The 18,657-nt window shown below is 52.4% G+C and carries 17 protein-coding genes; 16 read left to right on the forward strand and 1 reads right to left on the reverse strand.

The features are described 5' to 3' along the window. Positions 1-209: 209 nt before the first annotated feature. The 6 genes from CGC65_RS06120 (at position 210) to thiI (ending at position 6,322) form a co-directional block, all read left to right on the forward strand. Positions 210-932, forward strand: a complete 723-nt coding sequence (locus CGC65_RS06120) for a hypothetical protein (RefSeq protein ID WP_002567804.1) — start codon at positions 210-212, stop codon at positions 930-932. A 437-nt stretch (positions 933-1,369) separates the two neighbouring features. After that, complete coding sequence (locus tag CGC65_RS06125) at positions 1,370-2,125, forward strand: sulfite exporter TauE/SafE family protein (RefSeq protein ID WP_002567803.1); 756 nt, start codon at positions 1,370-1,372, stop codon at positions 2,123-2,125. Between the two features lie 40 nt (positions 2,126-2,165). After that, positions 2,166-3,122, forward strand: coding sequence for a 50S ribosomal protein L11 methyltransferase (gene prmA, locus CGC65_RS06130; RefSeq protein ID WP_002567802.1), 957 nt, complete (start codon positions 2,166-2,168; stop codon positions 3,120-3,122). Positions 3,123-3,152: 30 nt separating this feature from the next. Continuing rightward, positions 3,153-3,902, forward strand: a complete 750-nt coding sequence (locus tag CGC65_RS06135; protein WP_002567801.1) for a 16S rRNA (uracil(1498)-N(3))-methyltransferase — start codon at positions 3,153-3,155, stop codon at positions 3,900-3,902. A gap of 13 nt (positions 3,903-3,915) precedes the next feature. Beyond that, entirely contained in the window at positions 3,916-5,070 is a 1,155-nt protein-coding gene (locus CGC65_RS06140; RefSeq protein WP_002567800.1) for a cysteine desulfurase family protein, read from the forward strand. Between the two features lie 67 nt (positions 5,071-5,137). Next, complete coding sequence (gene thiI, locus CGC65_RS06145; RefSeq protein ID WP_002567799.1) at positions 5,138-6,322, forward strand: tRNA uracil 4-sulfurtransferase ThiI; 1,185 nt, start codon at positions 5,138-5,140, stop codon at positions 6,320-6,322. Positions 6,323-6,494: 172 nt separating this feature from the next. Here the strand turns inward: thiI and CGC65_RS06150 are convergent, their stop codons facing one another. After that, on the reverse strand, positions 6,495-6,728 hold the full coding sequence (locus tag CGC65_RS06150; protein WP_002567798.1) for an HPr family phosphocarrier protein: 234 nt from the start codon (positions 6,726-6,728) through the stop codon (positions 6,495-6,497). 205 nt (positions 6,729-6,933) lie between these two features. Here CGC65_RS06150 and mtaB point away from each other — a divergent pair, with 205 nt between their 5' ends. The 10 genes from mtaB to CGC65_RS06200 all read left to right on the forward strand — a co-directional run bounded on the left by mtaB (position 6,934) and on the right by CGC65_RS06200 (position 18,648). Beyond that, the gene (gene mtaB / locus CGC65_RS06155; protein ID WP_002567797.1) at positions 6,934-8,295 is read left to right on the forward strand and encodes a tRNA (N(6)-L-threonylcarbamoyladenosine(37)-C(2))-methylthiotransferase MtaB; all 1,362 of its coding nucleotides are present in this window, start codon (positions 6,934-6,936) and stop codon (positions 8,293-8,295) included. 149 nt (positions 8,296-8,444) lie between these two features. Beyond that, a complete protein-coding gene (locus CGC65_RS06160; protein WP_002567796.1) occupies positions 8,445-8,705 on the forward strand; it encodes an IreB family regulatory phosphoprotein in 261 nt (86 codons plus the stop codon). 220 nt (positions 8,706-8,925) lie between these two features. Further along, the gene (gene ruvX / locus CGC65_RS06165) at positions 8,926-9,351 is read left to right on the forward strand and encodes a Holliday junction resolvase RuvX (protein WP_002567795.1); all 426 of its coding nucleotides are present in this window, start codon (positions 8,926-8,928) and stop codon (positions 9,349-9,351) included. 70 nt (positions 9,352-9,421) lie between these two features. Beyond that, the gene (locus CGC65_RS06170) at positions 9,422-9,706 is read left to right on the forward strand and encodes a DUF1292 domain-containing protein (RefSeq protein WP_002567794.1); all 285 of its coding nucleotides are present in this window, start codon (positions 9,422-9,424) and stop codon (positions 9,704-9,706) included. Between the two features lie 27 nt (positions 9,707-9,733). Next, positions 9,734-11,941 carry a ribonuclease J gene (locus CGC65_RS06175; protein WP_002567793.1) on the forward strand — a complete coding sequence of 736 codons (2,208 nt, stop codon included), beginning with the start codon at positions 9,734-9,736 and terminating at the stop codon, positions 11,939-11,941. Positions 11,942-12,034: 93 nt separating this feature from the next. Next, complete coding sequence (locus CGC65_RS06180) at positions 12,035-12,745, forward strand: endolytic transglycosylase MltG (RefSeq protein ID WP_002567792.1); 711 nt, start codon at positions 12,035-12,037, stop codon at positions 12,743-12,745. Further along, the gene (locus CGC65_RS06185) at positions 12,742-13,401 is read left to right on the forward strand and encodes an O-methyltransferase (protein WP_002567791.1); all 660 of its coding nucleotides are present in this window, start codon (positions 12,742-12,744) and stop codon (positions 13,399-13,401) included. Before CGC65_RS06180 ends, CGC65_RS06185 begins: the two co-directional genes overlap by 4 nt. Beyond that, positions 13,398-14,633, forward strand: coding sequence for a peptidase U32 family protein (locus CGC65_RS06190; protein ID WP_002567790.1), 1,236 nt, complete (start codon positions 13,398-13,400; stop codon positions 14,631-14,633). Before CGC65_RS06185 ends, CGC65_RS06190 begins: the two co-directional genes overlap by 4 nt. A 106-nt stretch (positions 14,634-14,739) precedes the next feature. After that, complete coding sequence (locus CGC65_RS06195) at positions 14,740-15,567, forward strand: YdcF family protein (RefSeq protein ID WP_002567789.1); 828 nt, start codon at positions 14,740-14,742, stop codon at positions 15,565-15,567. 111 nt (positions 15,568-15,678) lie between these two features. Continuing rightward, positions 15,679-18,648, forward strand: a complete 2,970-nt coding sequence (locus CGC65_RS06200; RefSeq protein ID WP_002567788.1) for an insulinase family protein — start codon at positions 15,679-15,681, stop codon at positions 18,646-18,648. Positions 18,649-18,657 lie beyond the last annotated feature (9 nt).

An 18,657-nucleotide genomic window follows, 5' to 3' on the forward strand; every position in this document is an offset into this window, starting at 1 on the left:
AATCCTCCTTCATTGAACTGTAACATAAGTTACATAAGTCAAATAAATGCATTCGCAACAATTGCACATACAACTATTGTATGCTCATGTGTTGAAAATGTCAATTGTGTTGTGATATACTTTTAGATATGCGTAAGAAGGTAGTTGAGAATGTATTTGAGAATGTAATGGGAAATGTAATACAGACCTAAGAAAAAGAGGAGAAAAACATGAGAAGGATGATTTCTGTGCCGCTTATACTGGCGGCTGCTGCAGCTCTGTCTTTCCTGCCGGTACAGGACTGCCTGGCCTATGGGCCGGGAGACAGCTGGTATTATGACCATTACCGCAGGGGCGGCCCCGGTGTGGAGTATGATTATGGGACTGCGCCGTCAGGGACCTATGATTACGGCGGCCCATCAGCGCCTCAGGGCAATGCCCAGGTTACCACAGATAATACGGTCAGGGCTTACCCCGGCTTTAATACCAATGTGCCGGATACGTCCACGGCCCAGTTTGATCCCGGATACTGGTGGGATCCCAATGATGATGACTGGGATGACTGGGATGATGACGACTGGTGGTATTACAATGGAGGGCCCGGGGTCCAGTACGGCCAGGGCTGGAGATACAGTCCGGGGGGCTGGTGGTTCCAGCTCTGCGGCGGCAGCTGGCTGTCCGGGGGCTGGCAGCTGATACATAACCGCTGGTACCGCTTTGACCAGAACGGATATATGCTGACGGGATGGTTCACGGACAGCGACGGAAACCGGTATTATCTGAATCCTCTGGATGACGGCACTCTGGGCATGATGCGCACGGGCTGGCAGATGATAGACGGACAGCTTTATTATTTCAATACCCAGTCCGACGGTACCATGGGACGGCTGTTTGTGAATACCACAACCCCGGACGGCTATGTGGTGGGAGCGGACGGGGCTTTGGTCCGGTAGCGGAAAACCCCGGCGCCTGTGGCAAGCAGGCGCCGGGGTTTTCTGTTTTTGTCGTATGGTAACTTTAAGACCAGAAGCAATTTTTTCTTTTGTATCCTTATTTATATGGTAACTGTATGGTAATCCGTTTCTTTTGTATTTTGGTTCAATGCCTGGGAGCCGTTCCATCCGGTATGTGTGTGTGATGGAGTGTAATGCAATATTGGAATTTCGTGCGGCTTTTTGCCGCCCTTTAGGTTTATGATTGTATGTTCCGGAATCCCTGTCCCCTGGGGCTTTCGCGGCTGCCCGTTCCTGCCCCGGCATCTTTCTTTCATCCGTTCATAATGTTAATGCAGGGCGGGGCTTTTTTATTGCAAAAAAAAATTGCCGCTTATTGCCAGTGTTCATAATATGTGATAATATAAAGGTTGTTTTACAGAAAAGAGGATACAATCATGTTACAATATCTAATTGTGTGCCCGTTGGTGTTCCTGGCCGGACTGGTGGATTCCATTGCAGGCGGCGGCGGGCTTATTGCTCTGCCCGCATATCTCATTGCAGGGGTGCCCGCCCATGTGGCCCTGGGTACCAATAAACTCAGCTCAGCCATGGGCACCACTGTTTCCACGGCCCGGCTGGCAAAGCACGGTTTTCTCAAAGGAAAGGTGCTTATGGCGGTGTGCTCCTCGGCGGCCGCCCTTATGGGTTCGGCTCTGGGCGCCCATCTGGCCCTCATGGTGCCGGAATCCGTCATCAAGCACATGATGATTGTGGTGCTGCCCGTTGTGGCGTTTTACGTGCTCAGGAACAAGGATATGGGAGCCAGGGACAGGACGGAAGATATTTCCAGAAATAAGGTATTTGCCATCTCCATGGCGGCGGCCTTTTTTGTGGGGGGATATGACGGCTTTTACGGACCCGGAACAGGAACCTTCCTGATTCTGATTCTCACAGGGGCTGCCGGGATGGACGCCCGCAGCGCCTCCGCCCAGACAAAGGTAATCAATCTTTCCTCTAATATAGCGGCCCTGGTGACCTTTATTGCCACCGGAAATGTTTACTACCCGCTGGGGCTTACAGCAGGCGTGTGTTCCATTGCGGGACACTACATCGGGGCAGGCATGGTGGCCCACGACGGCCAGAAGGTGGTCCGTCCCGTGGTACTGGCGGTGCTTGGGGTATTGTTCATTAAAATAATAAGCAACACATAAGCAGCCCGTAAACAGCACATAGGAAATAGGAGAGAATCACATGAAATGGAAAAAATTTACATTAACTACCACAACACAGGCTGTAGACCTGATTAGCAGCATGTTTGATGACATTGGTATAGAAGGAATCGAAATCGAAGACAATGTGCCTCTGACAGAGAAGGAGACAAAGGGGATGTTTATTGACATTCTTCCTGAGCTTCCTCCGGACGAAGGCGTTGCCAGGATAAGTTTTTACCTGGATGATGACGCGGATGTGGCGGATTACCTCAGACGGGTGGAAGAGGGCCTGGACGAGCTGTCCCCATTTGCGGATCTGGGCGCCAGGACCATCACCGCGTCGGAGACAGAGGACAAGGACTGGATTAACAACTGGAAACAATACTTTAAGCCCTTTACAGTGGACGATATTCTGATTAAGCCTACCTGGGAAACCATACCGGAGGAGCACAAGGACAAGCTTCTGGTGCAGATTGACCCGGGAACGGCCTTTGGAACAGGCATGCATGAGACCACCCAGCTGTGCATCCGCCAGCTGAAAAAGTACGTGAACCGGGACACCTTGGTGCTGGATGTGGGAACAGGCAGCGGTATCCTGGGAATCACAGCCCTGAAACTGGGGGCAGAAGAGGTGTGGGGCACGGACCTGGATGAAAATGCCATCAACGCCGTAAGGGAGAACCTGGAAGCCAACAGCATTCCTGAAGACAGGTTCCATGTACTCCAGGGTAATATCATAGACGATGTTTCCGTCAAGGAATGGGCGGGATACGGTAAGTACGATGTGGCAGTGGCCAACATACTGGCGGATGTTATTATTCTGCTGGTGGATGAGATACCGGCCCATCTGAAAAAAGGCGGTATCTTCATCACCTCCGGCATTATTGATATGAAGGAAGAGGCGGTGAAGGAGGCCTTTGGGCGCTGTCCGGAGCTGGAAGTGGTGGAAATCACATACCAGGGAGAATGGGTGAGCGTGACCGCCAGAAGGAAATAGGATGAATAAGGAAGGACCTGAGGGAAAGCCATGCATCATTTTTTTGTGAACCCTGAGCAGGTGGAGGACGGCCTGATAAGGATAACCGGATCTGACGTGAACCACATAAAGAATGTCCTGCGCATAAGGCAGGGGGAGGAAATGCTGGTCAGCGACGGCACCGGCAGGGACTACCTGTGTCAGGCGGAGGAAATCGCCGGACAGGAAGTCACGGTACGGATTCTTGAGACAGAGGAGGAGGGGAGAGAGCTTCCTTCCAGAATCTGGCTCTTTCAGGGACTGCCCAAATCTGATAAGATGGAGTTCATCATACAGAAGGCTGTGGAGCTGGGGGCGGCAGGCATTGTGCCTGTGTCCACCAGGAACACGGTGGTTAAACTGGACCCCAAAAAGGAAGAGGCCAAGGTCAAGCGGTGGCAGGCCATTGCGGAAAGCGCCGCCAAGCAGTCCAAACGGAGCCTGGTTCCCAGGGTATCCGGCATTATGACCTTAAAAGAAGCCTTTGACTATGTGGAAAGCCAGGGATTTTCCGTGCGTCTCATTCCTTATGAACATGAGGCGGGGATGGACGGCACAAAGACGGAGCTGGATGCCGCGGGGCCGGGACAGGACATTGCTGTGTTTATCGGCCCGGAGGGCGGTTTTGATGAACGGGAGATAGAATTGGCCCTTTCAAAAGGCGTGCGGCCCATCAGTCTGGGACGCAGGATACTGAGGACGGAGACAGCGGGGCTGGCCCTGCTGTCGGTGCTTATGATGCGGCTGGAAGGGGCGCTGTAAAGGAGTTTGTATAATGGAAGCATATTTTGACAATTCAGCCACCACCCGCGTGTTTGACAGCGTGAGGGATATTGTGGTAAAGACCATGACGGAGGATTACGGCAATCCCTCTGCCAAGCACAGAAAGGGAATGGAGGCAGAGCAGTATGTGCGCCAGGCAGCGGCGGACATTGCTAAAACATTAAAGGTCAGGGATAAGGAAATCCTGTTCACCTCCGGCGGCACGGAATCCAACAACATGGCTCTCATCGGCACCGCCATGGCCAACCAGAGGGCCGGAAAGCACATCATCAGCACCAGAATCGAACATGCCTCGGTTTACAACCCCCTGGCCTATCTGGAGCAGCAGGGGTTTGAGGTCACATATCTGTCTGTGGACAGCCAGGGCCACATTTCCCTGGAGGAACTGGAAGCAGCCATCCGTCCGGACACCATCCTGGTATCCATCATGTATGTGAACAACGAGGTGGGCGCCATTGAACCGGTGGAGCAGATAGTATCCCTTATCCATGGGAAGAATCCGGCCATCCTTTTCCATGTGGACGCCATCCAGGCTTACGGCAAGCTTACCATACGCCCTAAGAAGCAGGGAATCGACCTGTTATCTGTCAGTGCCCATAAGATTCACGGCCCCAAGGGAGTGGGTTTTCTCTATATTGACGAGAAGGTGAAGATCCGTCCCCTTCTCTACGGAGGAGGCCAGCAAAAGGACATGCGTTCAGGCACGGAAAATGTTCCTGGCATCGCGGGCATGGGCCGGGCGGCCAGGGAAATCTACACAGACCATCAGCAGAAGGTGGAGTATATTACCGGCCTGAAAGACTATATGACAGACCGCATGGCGTCCCTGCCGGGCGTTACTGTCAACAGCCGCAAGGGAATGGAGAGCGCGCCCCAGATTGTCAGCGCAAGCTTTCAGGGTGTGAGAAGCGAGGTCCTTCTTCACGCCCTGGAGGACAAGGGAATCTATGTTTCTTCCGGATCCGCCTGTTCTTCCAATCACCCGGCAATCAGCGGAACCTTAAAGGCCATCGGGGTCAGGCAGGAACTGCTGGATTCCACGCTGAGATTCAGCTTCGGCGTGTTCAACACAAGAGAAGAGATAGACTATTGCATGGAAGTCCTGGAAGAGCTTCTGCCGGTGCTGAGAAGGTACCACAGAGGCTGAACCGTGTAAATGATTCGGCCCCGCAGGACAATGAAAGGGACGATTAAGCGACAGAAAGAGGTAAAAGATGCAGTACCAGTCATTTTTAATTAAATACGCAGAGATTGGCACCAAGGGCAAAAACCGGTATATGTTTGAGGATGCCCTCATAAAGCAGATCCGCTATGCGCTGAAAAGCGTGGAGGGGCAGTTTGACGTCACCAAGGAGTCAGGACGCATCTATGTGAAGGCGGAAACAGACTATGATTACGACGATGCGGTGGAGGCGCTGAAGCGTGTATTCGGCATCGCGGATATCTGCCCCATGGTGCAGATTGAGGATAAGGATTACGAGAACCTGAAACAACATGTGGTGGAGTACATGGACCAGGTTTATCCGGATAAGAACATCACCTTCAAGGTAAATGCCCGCAGGGGGGACAAGCAGTATCCCGTGACTTCGGAGCAGATTAACCGCGACATGGGGGAGGTGATTCTGGAAGCGTTTCCCCAGATGCGTGTGGACGTCCATCACCCGGATGTGATTCTCCATGTGGAGGTGCGCCAGAGGATCAACCTGTTTTCACTGATGATACCCGGACCCGGAGGCATGCCTGTGGGAACCAACGGCAGGGCCATGCTGCTGCTGTCCGGCGGCATCGACAGTCCGGTGGCAGGCTACATGATTGCCAAGAGAGGCGTGAAGATAGACGCAGTGTATTTCCATGCCCCGCCTTATACCAGCGAACGGGCAAAGCAGAAGGTGGTGGACCTGGCAAACCTGGTGGCCAGATACGCGGGCCCCATCAATCTACATGTGGTGAATTTCACGGACATCCAGCTCTACATTTATGATAAGTGCCCTCATGAGGAGCTGACCATCATCATGCGCCGCTATATGATGCGGATTGCCCAGACCATCGCGGAGCGCACCGGCTCCATCGGCCTCATTACAGGCGAGAGCATCGGACAGGTGGCCTCCCAGACCTTACAGTCCCTGGCAGCCACCAATGAGGTGTGCACCATGCCTGTGTTCAGGCCTGTCATTGGATTTGACAAACAGGAAATCGTGGATGTGTCTGAGAAAATCGGCACCTACGAGACATCCATACAGCCTTACGAGGACTGCTGCACCATTTTTGTGGCCAAGCATCCGGTGACAAAGCCCAACATCAATGTAATTCACAGTTCGGAGCGCCGTCTGGAGGAGAAAATCGACCAGCTGGTGGAGACTGCTCTGGAGACCACGGAACAGATTCTCTGCCAGGGGTAAGGGAAAAACAGACCGGTCTGACATGGAAGCAAACACAAAAACAGACCAGTCCGCTCAGGGAGCAAACGTCAAAACAAACGCAAAAAAGAGTCTGCCTCGGCAGACTCTGATGGTTTCTGATGACCTATGTGCTTTGTCACGCTGCCTGGGCAGCGGATGAAGAATCAGCAGATTAAGCGATGATGTATGGTGATAAGATAGCCAGAATGTCATCAACGCAGCTCTCGGCATGGATGTTCAGGTCGATTGGCTTGGATAAATCCAGGCTGAAGATGCCCATGATAGACTTTGCATCAATCACATATCTGCCGGAAACCAGATCAAAATCAACATCAAACTTAGATAAATCATTTACAAATGACTTAACCTTGTCAATGGAATTTAACGAAATACGAACTGTTTTCATGAGAAAAACCCTCCTTGTGGTAAGTGTGTATGGATTATGTTTGCAGTGAATCCTGCTTTGCTTTAATACTACAGACAGGGGGACTAAAAGTCAATAGTGAGATTGCATGAAAAACGCAGTAACAATATGGTAATTTGGTTAGAGTTCCATAGGGCGCAAGCCATGTATAAAGGGTCGCAACAGACCGTAAACAGGAGGTTTTACAATGCCAAAAGCAGCCCTACATAACCTGGGATGCAAAGTGAATGCTTATGAGACAGAAGCCATGCAGCAGCAGTTAGAGGAGCGCGGTTATGAAATCGTACCCTTTGACCAGAAGGCGGACGTCTATATTATCAATACATGTTCCGTGACCAATATCGCGGACCGCAAATCCCGCCAGATGCTCCACCGCGCAAAGAAGTTAAATCCTGAGGCTGTGGTGGTGGCGGCGGGCTGTTATGTCCAGGTGGCATCCGACGCCCTGAAGGAAGATGACAGCGTGGATATCATTGTGGGCAATAACAATAAGGCGCGTCTGGCGGATATTCTGGAAGAATACATGAAGGACAGGCAGGGGGATGAAGGCGGCTATGTGCTGGATATTGCCCGGGCCCGGGAGTATGAGGAGCTTCATGTGAGCCGTCTGGGAGAACATACCAGGGCATTTATCAAGGTCCAGGACGGCTGCAACCAGTTCTGCAGCTACTGCATTATCCCCTATGCCAGAGGCAGGGTCAGAAGCCGGAAGCCGGAGGATGTGGAGGCTGAGGTTAAAGGGCTGGTGGCCCGGGGTTACAGGGAAGTGGTGCTTACGGGAATCCATTTAAGCTCCTACGGAACAGAGCACATGGAAGGAAGCCCGGTAAAGGGCGGAGACTGGGACAGCGGTCCCCTGTGGGATTTGATAGAGCGGATTCACCGGGTTGAGGGACTGGAGCGCATCCGTCTGGGTTCCCTGGAGCCGAGAATCATCACCAGGGAATTTGCCGAAAAGCTGGCCGGACTTCCGGAATTCTGCCCTCATTTCCACCTCTCCCTCCAAAGCGGCTGCGATGCCACATTAAAACGCATGAACCGCCATTATACCACGGAGGATTATCTCAGGCGCTGCGGCATACTCAGGGAGATCTTTGACCACCCGGCCATTACAACGGATGTGATTGCAGGGTTTCCGGGAGAGACAGAGGAAGAGTTTGAGGAGACCAGAAGATTTCTGGAGACAGTGCGTTTTTATGAGATGCATGTCTTTAAATATTCCAAACGCCAGGGCACCAGGGCGGCTGTCATGGAGGACCAGGTTTCGGAGCAGGTAAAGGCCCGGCGCAGCGACGTGCTGCTGGAGCTGGAAAAGACCATGTCGCGTGAGTACAGGGAGCGCTTTGCAGGCAGCCGGGTATCGGTCCTGTTTGAGGAGGCAGCTGAGATTGGGGGAAAATGGTATATGATGGGCCATACTCCTCAGTATGTCAGAGCAGCCCTGCCGCTGGAGGACGGAATGAACCGGGAAGAGTTTGGCGGGCGTATTATGGAGCTTTTTGCTTCCGGGCTGCTGAACGATGAGATGTTAAAGGTGGAATTTTCTTGAAAAAAGGAACATATTTCCGAAAAGACGGAAAGATTGTGCGACATTTTACAGAAACATGACAATAATTAGAAAAAATTAAGAAAATAATCTATTGCCGAATAGCAAAATATAATGTAGAATAGAGAAGAATACTTAAAGGACGTGATGACATGGGCAATATAAAAGATACTCAATATTTTCAAGCTGTTCAGGACAAAAAGATAGAAGTAAGCGACGTACTGGAGCAGGTATATATTGCCTTGACTGAAAAGGGGTATAATCCCGTGAACCAGATCGTGGGTTATATCATGTCTGGGGACCCGACTTATATTACCAGCCATAAGGGCGCCAGAAGTCTTATCATGAAGGTTGAGCGGGATGAGATTCTGGAGGAACTGATGGCTGTGTATATTGATGCCCGTCTGAAATAAGAACTGTTTCAGACTGGTTCCGGGGCAATTTACAGAGGCGCTCCAGGGGCATCCGGCCCGCCACGGGCAGGCAGGATATGCGGCGTGAATAACAGAAGGCCCGGAAACGGGCCTTTACAGTAATGTACGGATGGATATGAGTGGGATGCATTCAGTTGGCCATAGGCCAGCTGCTTTTATGGTGCATTCCGATTTTTTGCGTTTACCGGAGGAATTGAATATGAGGATAATGGGTCTGGATTTTGGCTCGAAAACAGTTGGGGTGGCAGTCTGCGATCCTTTAGGTATCACTGCCCAGACAGTGGAAACAATCACCAGGGCCAGCGAGAATAAGATGCGTCAGACCCTTGCGAGGATTGAGCAATTAATTGGTGAATACGAGATTGAACGTATTGTTCTTGGTTATCCTAAGAATATGAACAATACAGTGGGCGAGCGCGGGGAAAAGACCCAGGAGTTCAAAGCGGCCCTGGAAAGGCGTACCGGTCTTGAGGTTATCCTCTGGGACGAGCGTCTCACCACAGTGGCGGCAGAACGGGTTCTGATTGAAAGCGGTGTTCGCAGGGAAAACAGAAAGAAAAGCGTGGACCAAATTGCGGCAGCCATGATTCTGCAGGGGTATCTGGACAGCCTGCAGTATAGTTAGGATGCAATTGGGACATGGACAATGCGGCCGGTCGCGTCAGGCGTGACAGACAGGCGCCAGGAGAGAAGAAATGGAAGAAAAGACGAGAGAAGATATGATTACCATGGTGACGGATTCCGGAGAATCCGTGGATTTTTATGTGTTGGAAGAAACAAGGATAAATGCAAGGAGTTATCTGCTTGTGACAGACGCGCCGGAAGGCGAGGACGGAGAGTGCTATATCCTTAAGGATATGTCAGGACAGCAGGACGCTGAGGCCGTGTATGAGTTTGTGGAAGACGACAGCGAACTGGACGCACTGATGAAAGTGTTTGAAGAACTGTTAAGCGATGCAGATGTGGACCTTGAGAAATAGATAGAAAGAAAGATTGGAGGAATCAATTTGAATTTAGAAGAAAAAGAGAATACGGCAGAGGTGGCGCCAGAGGCAGCTGCACAGGCAACGAATCAGGCCGTACAGGAAAACAATGCCCAGGATGCCGGTGTCCAGGAGACAGCAGGAGCTGCGGCCCCACAGGAGCAGCCTGTGAAGAAGTCCCAGAATAGAAGACCGGCCCAGAAAAAGACCGCTTCCAAGGAACAGGGAGGAAATGGGGAAGCCCAGAAAAAGAAAAATACGGGTTCCAGACAGGGTCAGGCAAAGAGCAGGAGCGGACAAAAGGGAGAGAACCAGACCGGAACTGCTGCCAGGGAGTCCAAGGACAGCGCCGGCGCAAGGTCCTCCAAGGGAACCGGCAGCGCAAAGGCGTCCAGGAATTCCGGAGAGTCCAAGGCATCCAGAGGTTCAGGGGAGTCCAGGAATTCTGGAGAGTCCAGAAATTCCGGAGAGTCCAAGGCATCCAGGAATTCCGGGGAGTCCAAGAACTCCAGAAATTCCGGTGAATCAAAGGCGCTTCCCGCACCGGCCAGACAGAAGGCACGGGATGGAAAAAAGGACGGAAAGGGCAAGCTGAAAATCATTCCATTAGGCGGTCTTGAGCAGATTGGAATGAACATCACCGCCTTTGAGTATGAGGACAGCATCATTGTGGTGGACTGCGGACTGGCCTTCCCGGGGGACGACATGCTGGGCATTGACCTGGTTATACCGGACGTGACCTACTTAAAGCAGAACATTGACAAGGTGAAGGGCTTCGTCATCACCCATGGCCATGAGGACCATATCGGCGCCCTGCCTTATATCCTGCAGCAGGTCAATGTGCCTGTATACGGCACAAAGCTGACCATTGCCCTGATTGAGCATAAGCTGGAGGAGCACCGCCTCTTAAAGAACACCAAGCGCAAGGTGATGAAGCACGGACAGTCCGTGAACCTGGGATGCTTCAGAGTGGAATTCGTGAAGACAAACCACAGCATCCAGGACGCATCCGCCCTGGCCATATTTACACCGGTGGGAACCGTGCTGCACACAGGAGACTTTAAGATTGACTACACGCCGGTGTTTGGGGATCCCATTGACCTGCAGCGCTTTGCGGAGCTGGGCAAGAAGGGCGTGCTGGCCCTGATGGCAGACAGTACCAATGCCATCCGTCCCGGATTCACCATGTCCGAGCGTACGGTGGGAAAGACATTTGACGCCATATTCGCGGAGCACCAGAACAGGCGCATCATCGTGGCCACCTTTGCCTCCAATGTGGACCGGGTTCAGCAGGTGGTGAACACGGCATACAAATACGGGCGCAAGGTGGTGGTGGAAGGCCGCAGCATGGTGACTATCATGGATATTGCCAGCAAGCTGGGGTATATCAATGTGCCGGAGGGAACCCTCATCGACATTGAACACCTGAGGAACTACCCGCCGGAGTCCACGGTGCTCATTACCACGGGAAGCCAGGGCGAGTCCATGGCCGCCCTTTCCAGGATGGCTGCCAGCATCCATAAGAAGGTATCCATTGTGCCGGGAGATGTGGTGGTGCTGAGCTCCACGCCGATTCCTGGAAATGAAAAGGCAGTGGCCAATGTGGTGAACGAGCTGTCCATGAAGGGCGCTGAGGTAATCTGCCAGGATACCCACGTATCAGGACATGCCTGCCAGGAGGATCTGAAGCTGATTTATTCCCTGGTGCATCCAAAGTTCTCCATCCCCATCCATGGCGAGTACCGCCACCGTATGGCCCAGAGGGAACTGGCCCAGTTTATGGGTGTACAAAAGGAAAATGCTGTCATGGTCAACTCCGGCGACGTGGTGGCCCTGGACGAGGACAGCTGCGAGGTGATAGACCACGTTACCTGCGGAGGCATCTTCGTGGACGGCCTCGGCGTGGGCGATGTGGGCAATATTGTATTACGGGATAGACAAAACCTTGCACAAAATGGTATTATTGTAGTAGTATTGACGTTAGAGAAGCACAGCAACCAGCTGCTTGCGGGACCGGATATTGTGTCCAGAGGCTTTGTGTATGTGCGGGAATCCGAGGATTTGCTGGAGGAGGCCCACACCATTGTGTACGACGCAGTGCAGGACTGCCTGGACCGCCATGTCAGCGACTGGGGTAAGATAAAGAACATCATTAAAGACAGTTTAAGTGACTTTTTGTGGAAGCGCATGAAGCGCAATCCCATGATTCTGCCAATTATCATGGAGGTATAACAGATAACGGACCGGTGTGCTGCCTGGGCGGCAGCATACCGGTCCGGGATACCGCGGTCATGAAGACGCCGGGCAGGATAAGAGGAATGGATTATGAGCAATAGAACTAGGGAAATCAACAAAATCACCACCACCATAATCGGCATATCCGTGAAGCTCATGGTATATGCCCTGATTATCCTGCTGCTGTATGAGGCGGTTGCCAGGGGCTATGCCTTTGGCCATGAGATATTTTTTGCCGAGGCAGTGGACGAGGCCCCCGGACAGGATATGGTAGTCCAGATTGATTCAAAGGAATCCGTGTCTGACGCTGCGCAGTTTCTTGCGCATAAGGGGCTTATTAAAAGTGAGTTTGCCTTTATTTTCCAGAGCAAGTTCTATGACTACGACACCATCTATCCGGGCACCTATACCCTTAATACGTCCATGACATCCAAGGAAATACTCCAGCTTCTCAATGAAAAGCCGGAAACCGAAGACAGTGCAAAACCGGCCCAGTCCGGCGGCGCCAAGGCAGCTGAAGCCAAGACGTCCCAGGGCAGGACATCTGAGAAGGAAAACGGGAACAGCGGTGCTTCGGACCAGGAGACATCTCCGGCTGCGGCAGCTGCGTCCCAGGACGGTGCAGCCGCAGCGGCAGAGACAGACGGGGAAATACCGGCTGACGCGGCTCCTGGGTCCCGGTCAGGGGAGGATGCCCTTGACTCCCAGGAGGCCCAGGCCAATGAGCAGACCTATGAAGGCGAGGACCAGGAGATGGAAGGCGGATGGATTGAGGATGCAGCAGAGGATGGAACCCAATGATTGTAAATGACAGGATTACGGACTATATACGTTCCCTGGAATCCAGCCAGGGCAGCCTGCTGGATTCCATAGAACAGGAAGCGGAAAGGGACCGGGTGCCCATCATACGCAGGGAAACCGCAGCCCTTTTAAGGACCCTGGTGGCAGCCCTGAGACCGGCCCGTATATTGGAGATAGGAACCGCTGTGGGATACTCTTCTCTTCTCATGTGCCGTGTGATGCCGGAAAACTGCCGCATCACCACCATCGAGAAGTATGAGAAACGGATTCCGGCGGCCCGGGAACATTTTAAAATCGCAGGTGAGGAAGGGCGTATCACCCTTCTGGAAGGGGATGCAGATGACCTGCTGGCCGGACTTAAGGGCCAGACCTTTGACCTGGTGTTCATGGATGCCGCCAAAGGCCAGTACCTGCACTGGCTGCCCATGATTCTGGCGCTGATGCCTGAAGGGGGAGTCCTCATATCGGACAATGTACTTCAGGACGGAGATATCGTGGAATCCAGATTTGCAGTGGAGCGCAGGAACAGGACCATCCACAGCAGGATGCGCCGGTATCTCTACGAGCTTAAGCACAGAAAGGGACTGGAGACAGCCATCATCCCCATAGGGGACGGAGTTGCCGTCAGTACCAAATATACGGAGAGAGTGGAATGAGAAAGACAGAATTACTGATACCGGCCGGAAGCCTGGACGTGCTGAAAACAGCCGTTGTTTACGGGGCAGATGCCGTATATATCGGAGGTGAGGCCTTTGGCCTGCGGGCCAAGGCCCATAATTTTTCCAATGAAGAGATGAAACAGGGAATTGCCTTTGCCCATGCGCGCGGGGTCAAAGTCTACGTGACGGCCAATATATTGGCCCATAACGGAGACCTGCCGGGGGTGGAGGCTTATTTTGAAGAGATGAGGGATGTGGCGCCGGATGCGCTCATCATATCAGATCCGGGTGTGTTCGCCATTGCCAGAAGAGTTCTTCCTGACATGGAAATCCATATAAGCACCCAGGCCAACAACACCAATTACGGGACCTATCTGTTCTGGCATGGACTGGGGGCAAGGCGGGTGGTGTCTGCAAGGGAGCTGTCCCTGGCGGAGATCCGGGAAATCCGGGACCACATCCCTCAGGATATGCAGATAGAGAGCTTTATCCACGGCGCCATGTGCATATCCTATTCCGGCAGATGCCTTCTGAGCAATTATTTTGTGGGAAGGGATGCCAACCAGGGCGCCTGCACCCATCCCTGCCGCTGGAAATATTCCCTTGTGGAGGAGACCAGACCGGGAGAATATATGCCTGTATATGAAAATGAGCGGGGCACCTATATCTTCAACTCCAAGGACCTGTGCATGGTGGAGTATATTCCGGAGATGATGGATGCCGGAATCGACAGTTTCAAGATAGAGGGAAGGATGAAAACAGCTCTCTATGTGGCCACTGTCACCAGGGCCTACCGCAGGGCAATTGATGATTATCTGAAGGATCCGTCTGTGTACAGGAAGAATCTGGCGTGGTACAGGGAAGAAATTGGAAAATGCACCAACCGCAGGTTTACCACTGGCTTTTACTTCGGCAAGCCCACTTCGGATGACCACATATATGACAGCAGCACCTATGTAAAGAGCTACACCTACCTGGGGACCGTGGAAGAAACGGACAGCCGGGGCCGGTGCAGGATTGAACAGAAAAATAAATTTTCTGCGGGGGAGACCATTGAGGTGATGAAGCCCGACGGACAGAACCTGGAAGTTACAGTGGAGTCCATAACAGACCATGAGGGCAATGAGCAGGAGAGCGCTCCCCATCCAAAGCAGATTCTGTGGGTTAAGCTGTCCGGGGATGTGTCTGTTTTTGATATCCTGCGGAGAAAAGAAGAGGCCGTGGATTAGACAAAGCTGAGAACTGGAAGAGACTGGAAATTTGATTGTCCGGAATTCGGGAGGAAGAAACTGCGCCTGGGCTTTATTGGCTCCGGCAGACAGGAGGTGCCTTGGGATGTTAGATGGAGTACTCATTGGGCTGGCAGTGCTTTGCGTTGTTTATTTTATAATCATAGTTGTGTATGCAGGCATAAGCACCTCATTTGCCTTCATATGGCTGTTTTTTGCGGCCCTGCTTGTATTTCTGGTATATGGAAAATGGTATTATGCCAGAAATATGGAACGGATCCCCCGCTGGGTGCCGGTGTCGGTGGTTACCACCTGTATTGCGGGAGTGGCTGTGCTGGGAATCCTCTGTATCCTGGTATTTCTGGGAGCAGCCACGCCGGGAAAGGCCAACCTGGATTATGTGATTGTGCTGGGGGCCAGGGTCAAGGAACATACGGTCAGCAATTCCCTGAAAAAGCGTCTGGACAGGGCCATTGTCTATGCGGAGGAGAATCCGTACACCATTCTGGTGCTTTCCGGCGGCAAGGGGCCGGGGGAAGCAGACAGCGAGGCCCAGGTCATGTATGATTATCTGGTGTACAACGGGGTCAGTCCCAGGCAGCTGCTTATGGAGTCCGATTCCACCAGCACGGTGGAGAACATTGCTTACAGCAAGATTGTCATAGAGCAGGACCGGATGAAGGACAAGAAGGAGATTATCCCCATGCCCGGAAAGACAGGCTCGGTTCCTTATGCCATTGCACCGGACAAGCCGCTGGAAATAGGAGTTCTCACCAGTAATTTCCATATTTACCGTGCCAGGCTTACAGCGGAAAAATGGGGATTTGACAACGTATACGGCATATCTGCGGAATCCGACCCGGTTCTGTTTATCCATCTGTGCGTGAGGGAATGTGCTTCTATTTTGAAGGACAGGCTCATGGGGAATATGTGACGGTATGGACGGAACATATGAGTTGGCCGGTGTATGGGCCGCGGGAAAAATGGCAGAATAGCTATTATCACCATATGACTGAATGAACGATAGAATGGAGAGATTGAAGCAATGGCAGATGGAAGGAATCTGGAAAAGGTAAAAGAGCTGGCCGCTTACCGCGTGTCAGAAGAGATGTACGTGGAGGAAATGGACTCCAGGGCCATGGTGCTGGAACACATAAAAAGCGGCGCCAGGATTTTTCTGATGTCCAATGAGGATGAGAACAAGGTGTTCTATATCGGTTTTCGTACACCGCCCGATGACAGTACGGGACTTCCCCATATACTGGAACACAGTGTACTGGAAGGCTCGGATAAGTTTCCGGTCAAGGACCCCTTTGTGGAACTGGTAAAAGGTTCGCTGAACACGTTTCTGAATGCCATGACGTATCCGGATAAGACCGTATACCCTGTTGCCAGCTGCAATGACAAGGATTTTCAGAATCTGATGGACGTATATCTGGACGGCGTTCTCCACCCGGCTATTTACAGGGAGCCAAAGATATTCCTTCAGGAGGGATGGCACTATGAACTGGAGTCGCCGGAGGATGAGCTGGCTATTAACGGCGTTGTCTATAATGAGATGAAAGGCGCTTTTTCTTCACCGGAAAGTGTTCTGGACCGTTTTACCAGAAATGTGCTCTTTCCGGATACGACCTACTCCAATGAGTCGGGCGGAGATCCTGCCGTGATACCGGAGCTTACCTATGAAAAATTCATTGCGTTCCACCGCAATTACTACCATCCGGCCAACAGCTATATCTATCTCTACGGGGACATGGATATGGCCCAGAAGCTTACATGGCTGGACCAGGAATATCTGGGACAATATGACAGAGAGGACTGCCATGCAGACTCGGCCATAGCTGTGCAGCAGCCCTTTGAACAGCCGGTCCAGAGAGAAATCACCTACTCTGTCACAGAGGAGGAAGGGACAAAGGACAGGACCTATCTTTCCATCAATACCGTGGTGGGTACGGATTTGGATCCGGTACTTTATGTGGCCTTCCAGATTTTGGAATATACGCTGATTAACGCGCCGGGAGCGCCCTTGAAGCAGGCATTGATTGATGCGGGGATCGGTCAGGATATACTGGGAGGCTATGACTGCGGGATTCTGCAGCCGTATTTTTCCGTCATTGCCAAGAATGCCAATCCGGAGCAAAAGGGTGAATTCCTTGCAGTTGTAAAGGGAACGCTGCGAAGGCTGGCTGACCAGGGGATTGACAGAAAGAGCCTGTTGGCCGGACTGAACCTCTATGAGTTCCGTTACCGCGAGGCGGACTACGGTTCCGCTCCCAAGGGCCTTATGTACGGACTCTGGTCTCTGGACAGCTGGCTGTATGACGGGAAGCCCACCCTCCATCTGGAATACCAGAAAACCTTTGACTATCTGAAAAAGGCGGTGGAGGAAGGCTATTTTGAACAGCTGATACACCGGTATCTGCTGGATAATCCTCATGAGGCGGTTATCACGGTGCGCCCCAGGGTGAACCAGACAGCTGAGGAGGACCGCAATCTGGCTGAAAGGCTGAAGACCTATAAGGAATCCCTTGGCAGGGAGGAGCTTGAGGCCCTGACTGCCCGGACCAGACAATTAAAGGAGTACCAGGAGGAGCCGTCACAGCAGGAGGACCTGGAAAAAATTCCTATGCTGCAGCGGGAGGACATTGAACGGGAAGGCGGCCGTTTTTCTTATGAGGTCAAGATGGAGGACGGAGTGAACGTTATCCACAGCAACCTGTTCACCTCCGGAATCGGATATCTGAAGGTGCTGTTTGACACCAGCCGGGTGCCGGTGGAGGACCTGCCTTATGTGGGGCTTCTTAAGGCAGTGCTGGGATATGTGGATACGGAGCACTACAGCTACGGGGATCTGACCAGCGAGATTTACCTCAACAGCGGCGGCGTGAGCTTTGCGGTGTCGTCTTATCCGGATGCAGCGCATCCAGGACAGTTTACAGGGGCCTTTGTTGCCAGCGCAAAGGTGCTGTACCATAAACTGGACTTTGCCTTCTCTATTCTGGCGGAGATTCTAACCCGATCCAGACTGGATGATGAAAAGCGCCTGGGTGAAATTCTGGACGAGACCAGGTCCAGGGCCAGGATGAAGATGGAGGATGCTTCCCATGGAGCGGCGGTTGGCAGGGCTTCGTCATATTTCTCTGCGTCAGCGGCCTTCAACGATATGACCGGAGGCGTTGGATATTATCAATTTCTGGAGGATGTCAGCCGCAGGTTCGCGGAGGATGCTTCCGGCAGAGGACAATTGATTGCCAGGCTTAAGGATGTCTGCGCCCGGCTGTTTACATCAGATAATCTGCTGGTGGCATACACAGCTGATACAGAAGGCTACAGCAGGCTGCCTGCAGAACTTAAGACCTTCCGTTCAGTCCTTGGAAAGGGAGACGGGAGAACGTATGAGTTTGTATTCCGGCCGGACAACCGCAATGAGGGCTTTAAGACAGCGTCCCAGGTTAACTATGTGGCCAGATGCGGCAGCTTTGCGGGAAAGGAAGCAGGAGGAAGAAAACTGGAATACACAGGAGCGCTGAGAGTCTTAAAGGTCATCATGAACTATGAATATCTGTGGATGAACCTGAGGGTAAAGGGAGGTGCTTACGGATGCATGAGCAGCTTCAGCCGCACGGGTGACGGATGCCTGGTATCCTACAGGGACCCCAACCTGGAAGCCACCAACCAGGTGTATGAAGGAATTCCGGATTATCTGAGAAGCTTCTCCATTGACGAGAGGGACATGACAAAATATGTCATCGGCACCATGAGCGACGTTGATACGCCTCTTACGCCTTCTCTGAGGGGAGCCAGGAATCTGTCGGCATACCTTTCCGGTGTGACGGATGAGATGGTGCAGAAGGAGCGGGAACAGATTCTGGATGTGACCCAGGAGGATATAAAGGCACTGGCTGATATTGTACAGGCTGTGCTGGACACCAGGGCGCTGTGCGTGATTGGCAATGACCAGCAGATTCGCGCCCAGGAGAGCATGTTTGGTGAGGTGAAGAACCTTTACCACTAATTTTAAGGA

Origin of the sequence: Enterocloster bolteae, from assembly GCF_002234575.2 — a bacterium.
In the GTDB taxonomy this organism is placed as follows: domain Bacteria; phylum Bacillota; class Clostridia; order Lachnospirales; family Lachnospiraceae; genus Enterocloster; species Enterocloster bolteae.